Below are 17,543 nucleotides of genomic sequence, written 5' to 3'. Positions count from 1 at the left end.
CGTGCGCACTCTGCTCTTCTTGTTGGAGAAGGAATTCCGCCAGATCTTCCGCGACCGCCAGATCATGGCGATGATCCTGGTGCTGCCCATCCTGCAGCTGGTGGTGCTGGCCAACGCCGCCACCTTCGAGGTCCAAGAAGCACGCTTCGCGCTGGTGGACCACGACCACTCCCCCACCTCCCGGCTGTTGGTGGAACGCTTCACCGCCTCCGGCCGCTTCCTCCTGGCCCAGCGCTACGCCAGCTCCCAGCGCGCCACGGAAGCCCTGCGGGCGGGAGAGCACCGCATGGTGCTGGAGATTCCCCACGGCTTCGCCGCGGATCTGGAACGCCACCGCTCCGCCTCGGTACTGCTGGTGCTGGACGCCGTCGACGGCTCCACCGCCGGCATTCTCAACGCCTACGCCGGAGCCATCCTGCAGCGCTTCCAGCACGACCTGGGGGTGGCCGTGGAAGCCCAGCACGGGAGCGTTTCTAGTCGTGCTCCCAGAAATTCCGTGACCTATCGCTTCAACCCCGAGCTCTCCTACCGCGACTACATGGTGCCGGGCATCCTGGTGGAGCTGGTGACCATGGTGGGGCTGCTGCTCTCGGCCTTGAACATCGTGCGGGAGAAGGAGATCGGCACCCTCGAGCAACTCAACGTCACCCCCATGACCAAGAGTCAATTCATCGCCGCCAAGCTGATCCCGTTCTGGCTGCTGGGGCTGGTTGCCCTCACTGTCGGCCTGGTGGTGGCCCGGCTGCTCTTCCACGTGCCCTTCCGCGGCAGCCTGCTGCTGGTCTTCGCCATCGGTGCCCTCTACCTGCTGGTAATGGTGGGCTTGGGCCTCGCCATCTCCACCGCCAGCGACACCCAACAACAGGCCACCTTCCTGGCCACCTTCCTGCTCATCGTGTGCATCCTGCTCTCCGGCCTCTTCACCCCGGTGGAGAGCATGCCCCGATGGGCTCAGATCCTCACCCTATTCAATCCCCTCTTCCACTTCGTGGCGGTGATGCGCAAGGTGCTGCTCATGGGCACCGGCCTCGCCGGCATCCACACCCACGTCCTCTACCTCGCCGGCTTCGCCGCCACCGTGCTGCCCATGGCGGCGTGGAGATATCGGAAGGTGGGGGCCTAGGACTCGGCGGCTTTCGGAGTAAAGAGCGGGCTCTTGCGCAGCCCGGCGCGGTGGGCGTGCCAGACCGCGAAGGTCCACAGGGTGTGGATGGCGTAGCGGGAAGCGGGGATGAATCGAATGCTGCTGGCCTCGTCGAAATAGCGCACCGGGATCGGCAAGTCGCCGACCTTGAAGCCGAAATGCACCGACTGCACCAGGAATTGGGAATCGAAGACGAAGTCGTTGCTGTTGGCCTCGAAGGGAATGGTCTCCAGCACCTCCCGGCGATAAGCCCGGAAGCCGCTGTGCCACTCCCCCAGGTTCTGCCCCGAGAGCACGTTCTCGATCAGCGTCAGGCCGCGGTTGGAGAAGTACTTCACCCACGGCATGCCGCCGGCCCGGGCCTCCTTGCGGGTGCGGATGCGGTTGCCCAGCACCACGTCGCAGATGCCGTGGCGCAGGATGTCCACGGCGGCGGGGATCACCCGGGCGTCGTATTGGTAGTCCGGGTGCAGCATCACCACGTAGTCGGCGCCGCGGGCCAGGGCTTCTTTGTAGCAGGTGCGCTGGTTGCCGCCGTAACCCAGATTCTCCTCGTGCTCGATGAGGGTCACCGGCAGCCGGCGGGCGATCTCCACCGTGTCGTCGGTGCTGCAATCGTCCACCACCACCACCTCGTCGCAGCTGCCCTCGGGGATGTCCGCCAGGATGCGCTCGATGGTGTTGGCGGCGTTGTACGCCGGCATGACGATGATGGTGCGGTCGCTCATAGAAACTCTATCCAAGCTCGCTAACTAAGCCCGGCTGTCCCACAACACGTCGTCGACCCCGGCCTGGCGATTCTGGTAGCGGGCGAGGACGAAGAGGGCGTCGGAGAGGCGGTTGAGGTAGACGACGGTGTGCTCCCCCACCGCCTCCTCCCGCGCCAGGGCCACCAACTCCCGCTCCGCCCGTCGGCAGACGGTGCGGGCGACGTGGAGGTGCGCGGCGCCGGGGGAACCGCCGGGGAGGATGAAATTGGCCAGCGGCGGCAGCTCGGCGCTGAGCCGGTCCATCAGCTGCTCCAGGGCGTCGACGTGGCGCTGCTCGATGCGCGGCACCGGCATGCGCTCCTTGTCCTCCTCGAGGATGCAGAGATCCGAGCCGAGGTGGAAGAGCTCATTCTGCACGCTCCGCAGCGGCGCCGCCACGGCCTCGTCGAGCCCCTGGGCCAGGGCCACCCCGAGCACCGAATTGAGCTCGTCGACGGTGCCGTAGGCCTGGATGCGCAGCGAGTCCTTGGGCACCCGCTGTCCGCCTCCGAGCCCCGTCTCCCCGGCGTCGCCGGTGCGGGTGTAGACCTTGGTGATCTTGGGCATCTTCACACTCCTCCGTTCCGACCGCCGACTGTACCCCAGCCGCGGGAGGGGGCCAAGTCCCGCCACCGCGATCGAAAAGCCCCTGGCTCGTCGGCCTGGATCACTTCCCCAAGGTCTCTCTATCCATCCAGCCGAGCAAGACCCTCGGCGGCGAATAGGATATAAAGACAGTTATGAAGGCCCAATCCAAGATCATCCTGCCTGTACTCCTAGCTTGGTCTCTTCTGGGAGCCGCCACGGTCCATGGCGAAAGCGAGACCCGGCCGCCGGTTCCCATCTTCAAACCCATCGTCACCTCGCCCTGGGAAGCGTCGGGGTATGGGTTGGAGCCGGAGGTGAAGGTGCAGGTGGAGGTGGATGAGCTGGGGCGGGTGGCCTCGGTGGAGGTGCTGGAGATCGAGCCGTCCACCGACTTCGATGAAGCCTTCCGGCGCAAGGTGGTGGAGACCATCGGCTCGTGGCGCTACGCGCCGGCGCTGGAGGAGGGCGTAGCGGTGCCCCAGACTCTTGAGTGGAGCATCCAATTCTCCTCCAGCACCGACGACGAGGAAGAGCCCCCGCCCCGCCGCAGCCGCGGTTCCCGAACCCTCGCTCTCTTGGCTCTGGACGACGCCGGCTCGGCCCGGGCACGGATTTTCGAGAGACCCCTGGAGGAGCGCAAGAGAATTCTCGACGAGCTGGGCAAGCTGGCCATGGCCCGCATGCCGGCGGACCGCCTCCGGCGCACCGAAACCGCCCGCTTCGTGGTGCTCTCCGACGCCCCGTCCCTGGAGGCTGCGGAGACCCTGGCCAACAACCTGGAAGCCACCTACCAGGCGCTGGACGAGCTCTTCGAGCCCTACCTCCACCTCCAGCCGGAGCCCTACAAGATCGTCGTCGCCCTCTTCCGCCATCGCGCTACCTACGACGCCTTCGCCGCCGAGATCCGAGCCCCGCGAGCCAACGGGCTGTACCGGGCGCCGGGCTTCATCACCGCGCACCTGGAGGTGAGGACGCCGGAGTGGGTGATGCAGCTCCTGCTCCACGAGGCCACCCACGCCTATGTCGACCGCCACCTGCGCCGCCGGGGAGCGGGCTTCCCCTTTTGGCTCAACGAAGGCCTGGCGGAATATGTGGCCCTGTCTCAGATCAAGCGGGGCAAGCTGGTTCCGGGCAAGAAGGTGGGCAGCCGCTTCGCCATTGGCAACAGCCTCTCGGCGCGCCAAAAACAGATCTCCGGCTGGACCCTACGGCGCAGCAAGAAGCTGCTGGAGGAGTCGGAGGATTTCTCCTTCGAAGAGGTCCTGGAAGCGGATTACAGCTGCTACCGAGCCCCCCAGGTGGAGGCTCACTATCGAGCCGCCTGGCTGGCGGTGCACTTCCTGCGCCACGGAGAGGATCCCTGGGCGGAGAATCTCTTCCCGCAGATGCTGCTCTATGCCGCGGAAGGCTATCCCTCGCGGCAAGTGGTGGAAGAGGTCTACGGCATGGGCCTCGACGAGCTGGAAAAGCGCTTCGAGCGCTACGTGGAGAAGCTCTAGACCTTCGCTCTACGACTGCCCTTCCCGATACGCCGCCAGATGGCGCCGGGAGGCGGCGTCGTCTCCCAACGCCTTGTACGCGGTCCCCAAGTAGTAGTGCGCAGTGGCGCGCTCCGGATCGAGCTCTAGAACCTTATTGAGAGCTTCCACCGCCTCCTCGTAGCGCTGGGCCTGGAACAGGGCGATGCCGCGGTTGAGGTGGGTATCCACCCGCTCGTCGTTGAGCGCCGCCGCCCGCTCCAAGGCCGCCGCCGCCATCTCCCAATCTTCTTGCTGATAGGCCGCGATGCCCAGGTTGTACCAGGCCGCCTCCATCTTGGGGAATTGCGGCACCGCCTTGCGCAGCAGCTCCAGCGCCCCGGCGGAGTCGCCGCCGGCGAGGCGGCGGATGCCTTCGTCCAGAAGATCGTTGGGGTCCGTCACGCCGGCCCAGCGATCCGCCAACGCTTGCTCCTGCTGCTGGCGCTCCGCCTCGTCGCTGTAGAAGAAGACGATCGCCGAGCGCGCTTCGTCGCTGTCCGGCCGCAGCTCCACCATGCGCCGGAAGAGCCGCTCCGCCTCTTCGTGGCGGCCGGCGTCCCGCATCGCCCAGGCGGCCCGGCGGTAGCCGCCGAAGCGCAGACTCTCCACCCACTCTCCCTGCTGGTCCGGTGGCAAGGCATCGAGGCGCTCATCGATGGCGGCGAGCGCCGGCATCAACTCCTCGAAGCGCCCGGCCGTCCCCAGAGCCCGGGCGTAGCGAATCAGCCAGGCGAAGCCTTCATCCTCCTCCGCATAAGGCTTCAGGAGGTCCGCCGCCTCCCCGTAGCGCTCCAGCTCCTGCAGCAGCTCTACCAACGAGACCACCAGATTCTCCGAAGGCTCGACGTCGTACAGCCGCTGCAAGGCCGCCGCCGCCTCCTCCGTATTCCCCAGCCGCTCCTCCAGGCCGCCCAAGAGCTGCAAATACTCGACGTTCCCCTCCGCTTCCGTCCGCCGCCGCAGATTCTCTACGACCAGCTCCAGGGTCTCCTCCTCGGCGTCCGGATCCAGCGCCATGCGCGCCAGGATCCCCAGCGGCACCGGATTCTCCGGATCCCGCAACCGCTCCGCCAGCAGCCGCAGCAGCTGCGCTTCCTCCTCCGGCGACGGCGGGAAGCGCCGGTAGTGCTCCATCAGCGCATAGACCGGCGCCAGCGACCCCGGATACGCCTCCACCGCCGCCTCGATCCCCGCCCGTTCCGCCGCCACATCCCCTTCCATACCGGCAATGCGGGCGGAGCGGAGCATTTCCACCAGCTCGACCGAAGGGAGGGTGGCCGATTCAGCAGCGTGGGCGGCAGGCGCCGGAAGGGCGAAGCAACAACCTAGGAGGAGGCTCACGGCGACGCCGGTCGGTAGCCCGGCGCACGATGGGCTCGCGAGGAGACCGGCAAAACGCTTGAATGGATTCATGCCTGAATTCTATTGCAGCCGCGGGGAGTTCGCAGCGCAGCCCACCGGCTCGCCCTCAGGAACCCGCGATGGCCCACTCGAGCACGGCCATGGCGCTGAACAATTTGTGCTCCGCCTGGCGCCAAGCGACGCTCTGTGGCCCGTCCAGCACGCTGTCGACCACGTCCTGCCCTCGAACGGCGGGAAGATCGTGCATGAAGATCGTCCCCTCGTCCCGAGAAACCCTGGCCATCATCGCGTCGTCGACCCGGTAGGGCCGGAAAATGCTCTTCCAATTCTTGTCTGCTTTTTCCACGCCCATGGTCTGCCAACGGGTCGCGTACACCGCATCGACGGCCTCGGGCAGCTGGTCGACCCGATGGTGATGGACGACCTCCGAGCCGCTGACCTGAGCGTAGGCGTCGGCCTGGGCGAGCACTTCCGCCGGCAGCCCATACCCTTCGGGGGTCACCAGCGTGCACTTCATCCGCGGCAGCTGCGCGAAAGCCAAAGCCAACGCCGCCGCGGAGTTGTTGCCCTCCCCCACGTAGAGCAGGTGCAACCCCTCGAGGCGGCCGAAATGCTCGTGAAGCGTCGAAAGGTCCGCGATGGCCTGGGTCGGATGCTCCGCAGCGCTCATGGCATTGATCACCGGCAGCCGGCCGCCCCCAGACAGGGCCTGCATCTCCGCCACCGGACCGTTGGTGCGCACTACCAAAGCGTCGAGGTACCCCGACAGAACACGGCCGGAATCCTCCAACGTCTCCCCGGTGCTGATTTGCAGGTCTTTGGGGCCATACGCAATGGTCTGGGCTCCGAGACGCAGCGAGGCCACGGTAAAAGAAGTTCGGGTCCGCGTGGAGGATCCGGCAAAGTAAATCCCCACGATGCGTCCGGTTAAAGGTTTCTGATCATCCAAGCGACCCGACGCAAATTCCACCGACCGACGCACCAGCTGTCCAATCCCGGCCGGACCGAGATCGGAGACAGAAAGCAGACTGCTACCCATGAAGAACGCTCCCTAAACGCAATGCAGCTTCCCGAGCCCCACCGACCGGCACACCACCCCCGGAGACGACTCGGGAAATAACAGCAATATTCGATGATCCAAGAGCGCCTGAACGACCAACTCTTCGCTCCCCCAGACGCCCCGAAATGCCTTGAACTAGCCTCTTCGAAGATAGCACAGCACCCCCGGAGCCACCAGGCGCTGCGACGACCGCGGGATCACCCCCGGAGGCCGCCCACAGGGAGAAGCGACGTCTCAGCATGGAGAGGCGCGGAAGCCCACAGCCTCCGGTCTTCCCGGGGCACCGAGGCAGGTGGCACCAGCCTCGCGGCACGGTATACTTTCACTCAATACGAATTCATCGTTGCGCCGCAGCCTCGTGCCTATCTCGTAGGTGAGGCTCGTAGGTGAGACCAGTCTTTTAGCTGACAGGCGCAGCCCGTCCACCGGCGAACAGCGCCGGCTGTGAGGAGACCCTTGGCTCCGTCATCGAAAGCGCCCGGCTCGTCTTCCGTGTCCAATCCCGATCGCCTCGTCTTCGATCGCCCGGACCCCGACCACCCTTGGGACAGGAACCTGGAGGAGCTGGAGACCAGCACCGACGTCACCCACCAAGCCATCGCTCAGAACTGGCGAATGGATCATCGGGTGTCGGAATCCTGGGAGACAGAGCTCGTGGCTGACCCCCGTCTCTCGACGGCACGTAGCGGGGAAGATTGGCTGGCTGGCGTTCAGGATTATCGAAGGGACCGCCTCTGCCAGCCGTACTCTCACCCGGCAACCGCTGTGGCATGCGCCACTTGGCGGCCCGCCAACGGGAAAAACCACCTAGGATGGCGTGGCCCCGTCCTCTGGCAGCACCTGGTGCACGTCGGCAGTTTTTTCCAGCTGCTCCGTCGAATGGGCGGGACCAGGCCTGCCGAGAATCATCGGGGGCGGCGACGATACGAGGAGATCACCGGTCAGCCATTCCCTTTCTCGGCCCAAGGAGGGATCGTCGACAGTTCCGATGAACGAAGGAAAGTCGCAGAAGGCCTCAACGCCCTCGGCACCGAAACCGTCCGTCGGCTCGCCGGAGCCCTCTGCGACAGCCTCGGCCCCAGGGAGCCTCCTTGGTGGGCGACCTTCGCCGAAGACGCAAAGTCGCTCCTGGATTCCCAGAACGGCACGAAGCTCCGCAATGGCCTGGGCCTGGGGCACATCCGAGAGAGCGAATGGCTCATCGTCTGGAAATACCGCATCCAGCAGATCGCGCAGATCCCGGAAGCCTCCTGGAACGCTCCTTTGGCCCGACCGACGGTCGTTGAAGCAGGAGACCATCCTTGGCATTTCCCTTCCCCTCCGGACGATCCATACGGCCTCACCATGCCCCTCACCGAAACCAATGCTCGCCGCTTCCGCGAGGTGCTTCATGTTCCACTCCGAGGTTCTCTCGCCGCAGAAGCCTGTACCGGGCGCCTGCTCGAGGTTCGAGAGCCTGCTCCGCCCTATGCTAATCTGCCTTCTTTACGGCGCCGACATCAAGAACGTATGGAGAAGAGCGCCAGCAACGATCAGTGGATTGAGCGCCACGGCCTATGAGCAGCGCGACCGAATTGCACCCCCTCGCCACGGTCCAGGCTCGTCTCGTCGAGCTGGCCGAAGAGAGAGATTCCGCCCGGCTCGGCCGGCTCCTGCAGGGTCTTGGGTTGCCGGCACTCGGCGGCAACGATCCTCCGGCGGAGCTACTCTGGCAAGCGCTCACCTTCCCGCCGGCTGCTCCAGCCCTGCCGCAGCAGCTAGCCCTTCTGACCGCCGAGCTCATCGAAGAGCTGCCTGAAGTCGTCGCGCCCAACCCGCCGGTTGCCGACGAGGTCGGCGAAGCAGCGGCCATCGACACCCTGCCCTCGACCCTCGCAGGGCCGGGCACCGAAATCCCTGAGCACCGCCGGGAGTCCTACGCTTTCAACGTTCTTCACTTCGCATCCCTACTGCCGCCGGAGCCCAGACTCTTCCGTGCGTTGAAAGAAACGTTTCAACCGGGTTCCACAGGGATCCAACTACCTCTCGAAGACCCTTCCGGCCAGGTCACCCACCAGCTCCGTCAGGCTTTGATCGTCCACCAGGCCGACCCCAGCCTGGGGAGCTTTTGGTTCGCCCTGCTGGAACCATCGCCCAACGGCTCGCAAGCATCCACCGCCGAGGACGAAGCGCGGTGGATGGACGGTTGGATGGGCCTAGTCTGGATGCCACCGACAGAGAAGCAGCTGGAAGCCGGGGTCGAGGTCGACATGGAGCTGCTCGGTTCAGGGCTGGAAGCTCTCGACACGGCGGTCAAGGGCATTTCTGAGGCGGTATCGATCCTCCGCTGGAGCATCCATCAGCTCAACCGGGCCTTCCCGCGATCTCCAGAATTCTGGGTTGAGCAGCTGATGCCCTACCGCCTGTGGTCTCTACAACGCGTCACTCTCTGGGCAGTACTTTTGGAGCAGTGGCCGCAACTCGAAGAGCTCGATGTTTCCTCGGTCAGTCCCGTGGAACTAGAATTCAGCTGATCCGAAGACCTACCGACGGCGTCCACTCCGACCAACTCGCGGGTCGATCCTGCCGGCTCAGCGCTCACCCGCCCCACAACCGCTTCCACCAAGGCTCCTCGTCGTCCACCTTCCGAGGCCCGTCCCCCAGGTTCATCCGCTCGCGGATTTCCGCCAGGTCCCAGCCGGTGAGGTGGGCGAGGGTGCGGGCGCGTTCGGTTTGGCGGGTATGGAGGTTTTGGCGGTAGGTTTCGGCGGCGGCGCAGGTGGCGCGGCCGGTCCAGGGGTGGCGGAGGATGTAACGGCCTTGGAAGTTGGCGCGGTTACCGGTCTCCTGGAAGCGCAGATCCTCGGGGAAATGCTCGCGGTCGTAGCGCAGGTGGAGGCGGGTGACGTAGACGTTTTGGGCCGGGCCGCGGGAGTCGGCATCGACCCAGAAGACGCCGAGCTCCCGCAGCTCGCGAGGGGTCAGGGGGTCGGCGGCGCAGGGGTCGCACCAGGCCATGTCCCAGGCATATTCGAGGAAGACCGCGCGGCCGTTCTCCTTGTCCACCTGGCGGCGGAAGAGGTCTTTGTAGAAGCGGGCGAAGTCGTTCGCCACGAAGGTGGGGATCTCCTGGTCCGTGGGCAGCTGCACCGTGCGGTAGTTGGTGGTCTCGACGCGGCCGGAGCGGGTGAGGGCGTAGACGAAGAGCTCCTGGGGGCCGTCGGCGTTGACCGTGCCAAGGCGGATAGGAAGCATGAATTTTCGGTCTTCGAAAGCCACCTGGATGGGTCGCAGATTCTGGTATCCCAGCTCCGCCTGCTCCTCGAGGTTGACCTTCGCCACGAAGAAGCGCATGCCCTGGCGTAGATAACTCCTCACCACCGGCTCGGCGCCGTCGGGAAGACGATAGCCGTTGCGGGTCAGCCAGGTCACCAGACCGCCGCTCTCCTCCGCCGACAGGATCAGGATGTCGTATTCGCCAACGGTGTAGGTGGCCTCCACGGTCACCCCCAGCTCCGCCGCCTCATCCTCCATCACCGCCTGGCTCGCCATCGGCGCCGCAAGGCTGCGCTTCATTCGATCCTCCCGGCGAGCGCAAGGATCGTCGTCGTGGTACTCCACCAGCCGCGGCGCCGAGTAGGCGTCCAGGTGGTCGATGAGGGATTGCTCGGCAACGTGGATCTGCTCCCGCTCGATGAAGGTGGGCACCGGCACCACCATGGCGAATTCGTCCAGCTCGCCGGAGAAGTCGCTGGCCATGGTGATCACCGTGCGGTCACCGTCCCGCACCAGCACCACCTGGGAAGCCTGGTTGTAGAGCTGGGTGTCGGCGCGGGCGACATAGAAGCCGCAAAAGGCCTGGGCCGGCGAAGCGGCAAGCAGCAGCAAGGCTGCCAGCAACAGGCCGGCAAAGCCGATAGGACGAATGGACGCGGGACGAACGAGGCTCATGAGGAGCTCCTTTCGGGCCAGAGGTGAGCGAACGCGGCGGGGGCCGGCTCGGGGGAAACGGGAACAGGATGAGAAGACGGGACCACGGCAGGTCGAGAAGCTTGGGGCCGAGGAGACTGGGGCTGAGAAGACTGGAACTCGGACTTCGGAGTGCTCCAGGCATAGCGCTCCCCGGGAAAGAGCCGATCAAGCACCGGCACCAGCGGCGCCGAGGCGGCGAGGGCGTAGAGCAAGCCTTCCGGGATGAACAGCCCCAGCTGCAGCCAGCCTCCCACCGCCGCCACCAGCGCTGCGAAGACGACGCGACCGAGCCGTGAGTCCGGCGTGGTCTTGGGATCCGAGATCATGAAGAAGGCGAAGATCAGCAGCGCGCCGCTTTGCAGCTGATGCAGCGGGATGGTCAGGGGATCCCCCAACCACAGGGCGCGCCCCACCAGCACCGCGCTCCAGGCGGCGAGGAAGGCCCAGGTGACGTCGCTGCGGGCTGCGCGGTAGACCACCAGCATGCCGAAGCCGGCAAGGAAGAAAGCGAAGAAGGCCGCCGAGCCCCAACGCCCCGGCGAGAACCACACTCCATCGGTGGTCAGCAGCAGGACCACCAGTGCCAGATTGGTGGGGTTGAAGACGTGCTTGCCGCGGCGCCGGATGAGGAATTTGCTGCCGATGGCGATCACCGCCGCCGACGCCGCCAGCAGAGGTGACTGGGTCCGTAGCAGCAGGCAGAGGGAGAGGGTGGAAATGAGCGGGCTGCGGGGATCGAAGCGCTCCAGCCCCACCCACCGCCCAGCGACGTATTGCGTCCCCAGAGCCGCTGCCGCGAGGACCAGCATCAGGCTGGGCTGCAGCGCCAGATCCAACGCCACGGCCCCCCACAGGAGGATGCTGGAGAGCACGCAGATCTGGTAAAGGCGGGGATCCCGCGGTGGGCGCGGCAAAGAAGCGACGAGTCTTCGGAGGGCGGTCGGGGTGCTCATACCTCTTTAGACACGGCAACCGACGAAAACGAAACCACCGGAGGAGAAAACATTCCCATCACATTTCCCACAATCGCTTGTGTCATAATTCCTCCAGCTTGCAAAAAAATTGATCGAAAGAGGGAGGGGTTTGTGACCGATGCTTCGTTGGCTTCGGGCCAAGAAGCTGTACCGTCGGCCAGCCGCGGAACTACCAGCGAGGCGGGAGCCGAGGACGCCATCGGCCGGGCGATCCGGGCCTTTCAGGGCGGAGACGACCCCGACGCCGCCTTCCGCGTGCTCTACGAAACCTACTTCCCGGCTCTTCAGCGTTTCTTCGCCCGCAAGGGTTTGAAGCCCGAAGACGGCCTCGACCTGACCCAAGAAACCTTCCTGCGGGTTTATAGAGCATTGGACGGCTACGAGCACCGGGAGCGCTTCGCCCCCTGGCTCTACCGGGTGGCCACCACCACCTTCTTGAAGAGCCGGCGGCGAGCGGCCACGGCCAAACGCTCCGCCATCGAAGTGTCTCGGGACGCTATGGAGCATCCCGATCCGAGCTTGGCCATCGACGAACGGCAGCTGGAGGACATGCTCGACACGGAGCGTCGTCGCGCTCTACGCCGTGCCATTCGACGGCTGCCGGAGCAGCAGCGGGATTGTTTGACCCTGCGGCTGCACCAGCAGCTCTCGTATCGGGAGATCGCCGTGATCAAGAAGCTGGCGGTGGAGACCGTCAAGGCCCATCTGTTCCGCGCCCGCAAACAGCTGCGGGAGACCCTCGCCGAGCATCCGCTCCAGGAGCTGGACGCCATCGACGAACCGGGAGACGCCCCTTGAGCCCTTGCGACCTCACGAATACCCAATCGGGAAAATGCGACCGAGAAAAAGGTAGACAGCATGAATACCAAGCGCCCTAACCATCTCGCCGGCCTGCTGGCCGAGGACGCCCGGGAGCGGGCGGCTGCCAAGGAGGGAGGCGCCCCCACCGACGAAGAGTTGGTGGAGTACCTGGAGGGCAAGCTAGAGCCGGCGGAGGAATCCCGCATCCAGACCCTGGCGGTCTCCGATCCCGAAACCGCCCAACGGCTGTTGGAGCTCCAGGAGCTGCTGGCAGCGGAACGGGGGGAGTCGGGGCCGGCGAACGACCTCGCGACGGAGGCAGGCTGGCGAGACTTTCAAGAGCGCCGCCGGGAGAACGTCCAGCCAGCTCCCCGGCTCTCTCAACGACTCTTCCCCTGGGCGGCCGCCCTTCTTCTCGCGGCGGTGAATCTCGGCGGCTGGATGACCTACACCAGCCGCATAACCCCGCGTCTAGTCGCCAATCTCACCAGCCTGCAGCTGGCCGAGCCCGGGCGCTCGGCAAGCCTGCCGGTGGCCGAGGTCGACGCGGGAGAGCCGCTGCGGCTGGTGCTGCGGCCAGAAACCCGATGCGAGAGTTACCGGGCGGTGATCCGCGGCCCAAAGGAAGGACATCGTCAGGAGGTTTCCGACCTACGCCTCGACGAACTCTCGCTGCTCACCCTGCTGCTCCCGGTGAAAGACGGCGAATACCGTTTGGAGCTTCTCGGCTGCGAACCGGAGGAGCGGCTGGAGGAGCATCGCTTTCGAGTCCAAAACCCGGGAGCCACCAACTCGTCAGCACCATGAGAGCAGCAGTTCCAGGAGCGCTCCCCCTATTGCTGCTAGGCTTTCTCGTCCTCTCGGCCTGCGCCGAGACCTCCTCCGTCCCACCCGACCCGGAGCCCGCCACCCCTCCTCCCCACTCTTGGCCCGCCAACGAGCTGCATCCCGGCGGCACTGTCACCGCTCCCCTCGAGGTAGAGGAACGCCGGCGATACCACCTGCCCCTCGCCGCTGGCGAGCTGCTGCGCCTGCGGGTCGAGCAGCACGGCATCGACGTCAAGGTGGCGCTGGAGGCCCCGGACGGCAAGCCCTTGCTACGGGTGGACCGGCTGATCGCCGATCTGGGACAGGAGCTGCTGCTTGTGGTGACAGCGGAAGCCGGCCTCCACACCCTCGACATCGCCGCGTTCCCGGCCAGCGGCCCGGGCCGCATCGAGATGGTGCTGGAGGAGCTGCGCCCCGCCACCGAGGAGGACCGCCTCGCCACCGGCGTCTACCGCCGCTTCGTGGAAGCGGATACGCGGGACCCCGAGGCGGCCCGGCAGCTGTGGGAGGAGGCCCTGGCCACCTGGCGGCGGCGGGACGACGGCCGGCTCGAAGGGGAGGTGCTGGCGCGGATGGCCCGGGACCACTTCGATCACCGGCGCTGGTGGGAAGCGGCCCAGCGGTATGAGCAGGCGGCAGAGGCCTTGGAGCGCGGCGGGGATCGATCCTGGGCCGCCTATGCCCGCGTCGATCAAAGCTCCATGCTCCTGCAATCGGGGGAGACGGAGAAAGCCCTCGCGGTGCTGGACACGACCCTCGCCACCGTCAACGAGACAGAGGACCGCATCACCGCGGCCATGGGCCATCACAACCTCGGCCTGGCCTTCGACCGCCAGGGGGAGCCGCAACAGGCCCTCGACCACTATCGCAAGGCCGCCGAGATGTGGCCCTCGTGGGAAGCCCAACGCAGACCCAGCACCCTGCACAACCTGGGAGTACTCTACGCCCGGCACTTCCACGATCCCCAGCGCGGCCGGGAGCTGCTGGAGTCGGCACTGGCGGCCTGGCCCGATGCTCGCAAGCGCCAGCGGGCCCGCACCCTCAACCAGCTGGGGCACCTGGCCTATGAGGAAAAGCGCCTGGACCGCGCGCGCCAGCACTATGTGACCGCCCTGGAGGAGCATCGCGCCGACGAATCCTGTGGCCGCGCGCTGGTACTGGCACGCCTGACGTTAGTGGAGGAAGCCGAAGGCGATCCCGCTGCTGCCGACCGCCGGCTGGAGGAAGCCCTGAAAGGGGTTGAGAACGGCGACTGCCCGGTGGCGGAGGTCACCGTCCGCCGCCTCGCCGCCAACATCGCCGAGCAGCGAGGCGATCTGGACGCGGCCCTGGCCGGGTACGAGAAGTGCCGAGACCTCTACGACGCCCTCGACGACGGCCTCGGCCTGGCTCAAAGCTTTACCTCTATGGCCCGGGTGCACCGGCAGCGGGGAGAGCCGGCGACCGCTTTGGCAATCAATCAAGAGGCTCTCGAGCTGCTGGAAGGCGTCCGGCCTCAAGTATTGCGGGAGGATTTGCGCACCTCGTTCTTCGCCACTGTCCAGGACCCCTTCCTCCTCCACATCGACCTGCTGATGGAGCTGAACCGTTGGGAAGAAGCCTGGGGCGCCGCCGACCGAGCCCGAGCCCGCGCGCTCCGCGATCTGTTGCAGGAGGCCGACGCGGGACTTCGGCAGGCGGCGGATCCGGCCTTGGTAGAGCGCGAGCTCAACCTCCAAAGGCGCCTCAACGTCCTGGAGTCCCGGCGGGCCGGCGCCAGGGAGAGTGCTCCGGAGCGTCTGCTGCCGCTCCAGCGTGAAATGTCGGAGCTAGTCGAAAAGCTGGAAACCCTGCGGGGGGAAATTCGCCGCCGGGATCCGCGCTACGCCGAGCTGACGAGTCCTCGGTCCACGAAGCCCGAGGCATTGCGCCGGGACCTCTTGGACGACGACACGGTGCTGCTGCAATACCATCTCGGCCCCGAGAGCAGCTTTTTGTGGGTGGTGACGCGCCAAGACGTTCGGGCATTCCCCCTCGGGGCCCCTTCTCGCATCGCTCAGCTCGCCGCTAAAGCGAGGCGCTGGAGTCAGAGCATCGAATGGCCCGGAAAGTATCCGCCGGCCTTCTGCGAGCTCAGCCGGCGGCTGCTAGCCCCGGCGACGCCATGGCTGGCGGGCCGGAAGCTGGTGTTGGTTCCCGATGGCCCGCTGGAAGCACTCCCCTTCGCCGCCCTCCCCGACCCCGCAAACCTCGACGCCTGCTCCGACGCCGAGCCGCTGATAGCCGCCCACGAGATCACCTACCTGCCTTCCGCCTCGACCCTGGCTCTTCAGCGCCGCCGGGTCGCCCAGCGACCGGCGGCGGAGGGCTGGCTGGCGATGGTCGCCGACCCGGTATACGGCTTCGAAGACGAACGCTGGCGATCCCCTCCGCCGACTCATGAGGGCGAGGCCACGCGCTCTCCGACGCCCTCGGGTCGCCACTTCCGGCGCCTGCCCCACGCCGGCGCCGAAGCGCGGGCCGCTCTCGCCGGGCTGCCGCCGGAGAAGACCTTCCAGGCTCTGGGCTTCGACGCCTCCACCCGCACCGTCACCAGCGGAGCGCTGGAGGACTTTCGCATCGTCCACTTCGCCACCCACGGCGTGCTCGATACCCAACAGCCGTTGCTCTCGTTCCTCGCCCTGGCGCGCCTCGATCGCCGGGGGCGGGAAGTCGACGGCGTGCTCTCGGCTCACCGCATCTACGACCTCGACCTGCCGGCGGAGCTGGTGGTGCTCTCCGCCTGCGACACCGCCCGCGGGCGCAGGGTGGCGGGGGAAGGATTGGTGGCGGGGTTGCCCCGAGCGTTTCTCTACGCCGGCGCGGAGCGGGTGTTGGTCAGCCTGTGGGCGGTACCCGACGAGAGCACCGGCGAGCTCATGCAACGCTTCTACCGGGGACTGCTTCAAGAGGAGCTAGCGCCCCCCCGCGCCCTCCAGCAGGCCCAGCGGGAGCTTTGGCGCGCCGGGCACCCGCCCTACCGCTGGGGCGCCTTCGTGCTCCAAGGCGACTGGCGGCCGCTGTCTCCCTTCGATCCTCGGTAACTTCTCGCCGCCAGCGAATGCACCCATCTCGGGAGCCCGGGGATTAGTACTCCTCGAAGCACCCTGGTCCGCCGTGTATCCCTTCCATCCGAGGATCCCAGAGGAGAAACCCATGACCCGGATCGTTCACATCACCGTTCACCAACCCGGAGAACCCCGCGACATCAGAACCCGCGCCGCCGGCAGGCGCGGGCGCGGCTACGGCGATCCCGGCGAAGGCTATGTCCAGCCGGACCCTATTGATCCAGGCTCCAGCTATGTCCAGCCGGACCCGACGGATCCCGAGTCGAGCTATGTCCAGCCGGACCCGACGGATCCTGAATCCGGCTACGTGCAACCCGACCCCATCGATCCCAACGGTATCCGGCCCTACGGCGGGGTCCGAATCTACGAGTCGAATGCTCCCGCGGGGATGCTCGGCGAATATCACGGCTCATGTTGCCGCTGCTGCTGCTGTGACGAGGGGGCCGGAGACGATGGAGAAGGGCAAGGGATCTCGGCAGGCGGCGTCGGCCGCGACTACAGCGGATTCGTCATCGTGCGGTTGAAGCCCGAGATCGGGCTCGAATTCGAAAACCTCTGGCAAATGGCGAAGCGGGAAGGCCTGACAGCCCTTGCGGCGGCCCTCGAGCTCGTCGCTCCGGAGCCTGACGAGCCGGGCATAACTCCTCTACCCGACGAGAACCGGGCCGGCGTGAAGCAGGAGCAAGGCTACGTTCGCTACAACGACGAACCCCGCCATCACCCAGAGCCGCCAGGCGTCCTGGTCTCCCGCCCCCTGATCGATCTCTACGGCAGGATCTTGGACGGCGATGTCCCCGCCCGCTTCCTGCGCCAGCGAAAGGACACCTTGGCTCTGATCCGGGCTCTCGAGCAGCGGGCCGCGACCCACGGCCTGCGCCCTCGCCACAGCTTGGCTTCCTACTGGCGGGCCGATCTTCGCCCCTACCCGGACCGCGTCGGCGAGGTCGTGACGGCGCTCCAGCGACTGCCGGTGGTCGACCTGGCCTATCGGGAGCTGGTGGCTGCGGATCCTCAGGAAGCTCCCCAGGGCGACGATTACGCCGAGGACCAGGCCTATCTCGACCGCGCTCCCGTAGGAGTCGGTGCCCGGTGGGCTGCCAAGCAGCTCGCTCAACTCGACGAGCTCGACCAGCCCTCGAGTTCCGGCCAGCCCCCGGTGATCCTGCTGGACGTGGAACAAGGCTGGGAGAAAGACCATCAGGATCTGAAGAACCTGGGCAACTTCTATCCAACACCGGTCTACGGAACGAACCGTGCGGGCACTAGTTACGGCCCTGGCCACCACGGCACCGCCGTCCTTGGTCAGCTCGCTCCCTTGAGCGGCGTGGAGGGCGCCGCCGCGTCGGTAGCAGAGTTTCGCCTCGCCTCCCACTATCGAGGTGGCCAACCGAACCCAGGCGACCCTTTCGCCGATACCGGCGGTCACGTCGCCGCCGCCATCGTCAACGCCCTGGCGACCCCGGCCGACTTTCCCTCCGGC

14 protein-coding genes are annotated in these 17,543 nt (G+C 66.5%); 8 read left to right on the top strand and 6 right to left on the bottom strand.

Annotation, left to right across the window (positions count from 1 at the left end):
* Position 1 precedes the first annotated feature (1 nt).
* A complete protein-coding gene (locus SX243_03770; GenBank protein MDY7092069.1) occupies positions 2-1,123 on the top strand; it encodes an ABC transporter permease in 1,122 nt (373 codons plus the stop codon).
* Here SX243_03770 and SX243_03765 read toward each other — a convergent pair.
* The gene (locus SX243_03765; GenBank protein ID MDY7092068.1) at positions 1,120-1,872 is read right to left on the bottom strand and encodes a glycosyltransferase family 2 protein; all 753 of its coding nucleotides are present in this window, start codon (positions 1,870-1,872) and stop codon (positions 1,120-1,122) included. The genes SX243_03770 and SX243_03765 overlap by 4 nt on opposite strands.
* A gap of 24 nt (positions 1,873-1,896) precedes the next feature.
* Entirely contained in the window at positions 1,897-2,460 is a 564-nt protein-coding gene (locus SX243_03760; protein MDY7092067.1) for a cob(I)yrinic acid a,c-diamide adenosyltransferase, read from the bottom strand.
* A 173-nt stretch (positions 2,461-2,633) separates the two neighbouring features.
* Between SX243_03760 and SX243_03755 the strand changes: the two genes are divergently transcribed.
* On the top strand, positions 2,634-3,980 hold the full coding sequence (locus SX243_03755) for an energy transducer TonB (GenBank protein MDY7092066.1): 1,347 nt from the start codon (positions 2,634-2,636) through the stop codon (positions 3,978-3,980).
* Positions 3,981-3,989: 9 nt separating this feature from the next.
* On the opposite strand, the gene SX243_03750 is transcribed toward SX243_03755, so the two are convergent.
* Positions 3,990-5,249: a tetratricopeptide repeat protein gene (locus SX243_03750; protein MDY7092065.1), complete on the bottom strand. Its 1,260-nt coding sequence runs from the start codon at positions 5,247-5,249 to the stop codon at positions 3,990-3,992.
* A gap of 220 nt (positions 5,250-5,469) precedes the next feature.
* Positions 5,470-6,402, bottom strand: a complete 933-nt coding sequence (locus SX243_03745) for an ornithine carbamoyltransferase (GenBank protein ID MDY7092064.1) — start codon at positions 6,400-6,402, stop codon at positions 5,470-5,472.
* A 513-nt stretch (positions 6,403-6,915) separates the two neighbouring features.
* On the opposite strand from SX243_03745, the gene SX243_03740 reads away from it, so the two are divergent.
* Together SX243_03740 and SX243_03735 are read left to right on the top strand one after the other, a co-directional pair.
* The gene (locus SX243_03740) at positions 6,916-7,983 is read left to right on the top strand and encodes a hypothetical protein (protein ID MDY7092063.1); all 1,068 of its coding nucleotides are present in this window, start codon (positions 6,916-6,918) and stop codon (positions 7,981-7,983) included.
* Positions 7,980-8,936, top strand: coding sequence for a hypothetical protein (locus tag SX243_03735; protein MDY7092062.1), 957 nt, complete (start codon positions 7,980-7,982; stop codon positions 8,934-8,936). The genes SX243_03740 and SX243_03735 overlap by 4 nt, the downstream gene beginning before the upstream one ends.
* Before the next feature lie 64 nt (positions 8,937-9,000).
* Here SX243_03735 and SX243_03730 read toward each other — a convergent pair whose 3' ends face one another.
* Together SX243_03730 and SX243_03725 are read right to left on the bottom strand one after the other, a co-directional pair.
* Entirely contained in the window at positions 9,001-10,353 is a 1,353-nt protein-coding gene (locus SX243_03730; protein ID MDY7092061.1) for a DUF2330 domain-containing protein, read from the bottom strand.
* Positions 10,350-11,327, bottom strand: coding sequence for an RnfABCDGE type electron transport complex subunit D (locus tag SX243_03725; GenBank protein MDY7092060.1), 978 nt, complete (start codon positions 11,325-11,327; stop codon positions 10,350-10,352). Before SX243_03725 ends, SX243_03730 begins: the two co-directional genes overlap by 4 nt.
* Before the next feature lie 132 nt (positions 11,328-11,459).
* Between SX243_03725 and SX243_03720 the strand changes: the two genes are divergently transcribed.
* The 4 genes from SX243_03720 to SX243_03705 form a co-directional block, all read left to right on the top strand.
* Positions 11,460-12,146: an RNA polymerase sigma factor gene (locus tag SX243_03720; GenBank protein MDY7092059.1), complete on the top strand. Its 687-nt coding sequence runs from the start codon at positions 11,460-11,462 to the stop codon at positions 12,144-12,146.
* Positions 12,147-12,206: 60 nt separating this feature from the next.
* Positions 12,207-12,956: a hypothetical protein gene (locus SX243_03715; protein ID MDY7092058.1), complete on the top strand. Its 750-nt coding sequence runs from the start codon at positions 12,207-12,209 to the stop codon at positions 12,954-12,956.
* A 29-nt stretch (positions 12,957-12,985) separates the two neighbouring features.
* Positions 12,986-16,039 carry a CHAT domain-containing protein gene (locus SX243_03710; protein MDY7092057.1) on the top strand — a complete coding sequence of 1,018 codons (3,054 nt, stop codon included), beginning with the start codon at positions 12,986-12,988 and terminating at the stop codon, positions 16,037-16,039.
* Between the two features lie 112 nt (positions 16,040-16,151).
* Positions 16,152-17,543: hypothetical protein (locus tag SX243_03705; GenBank protein MDY7092056.1), on the top strand; the 1,392-nt coding region annotated here is incomplete at its 3' end.

Source organism: Acidobacteriota bacterium (genome assembly GCA_034211275.1).
In the GTDB taxonomy this organism is placed as follows: Bacteria; Acidobacteriota; Thermoanaerobaculia; order Multivoradales; family JAHZIX01; genus JAGQSE01.
The sequence above is the reverse complement of the archived record's forward strand: the minus strand, read 5'-3'. Positions and strand labels throughout refer to the sequence as shown.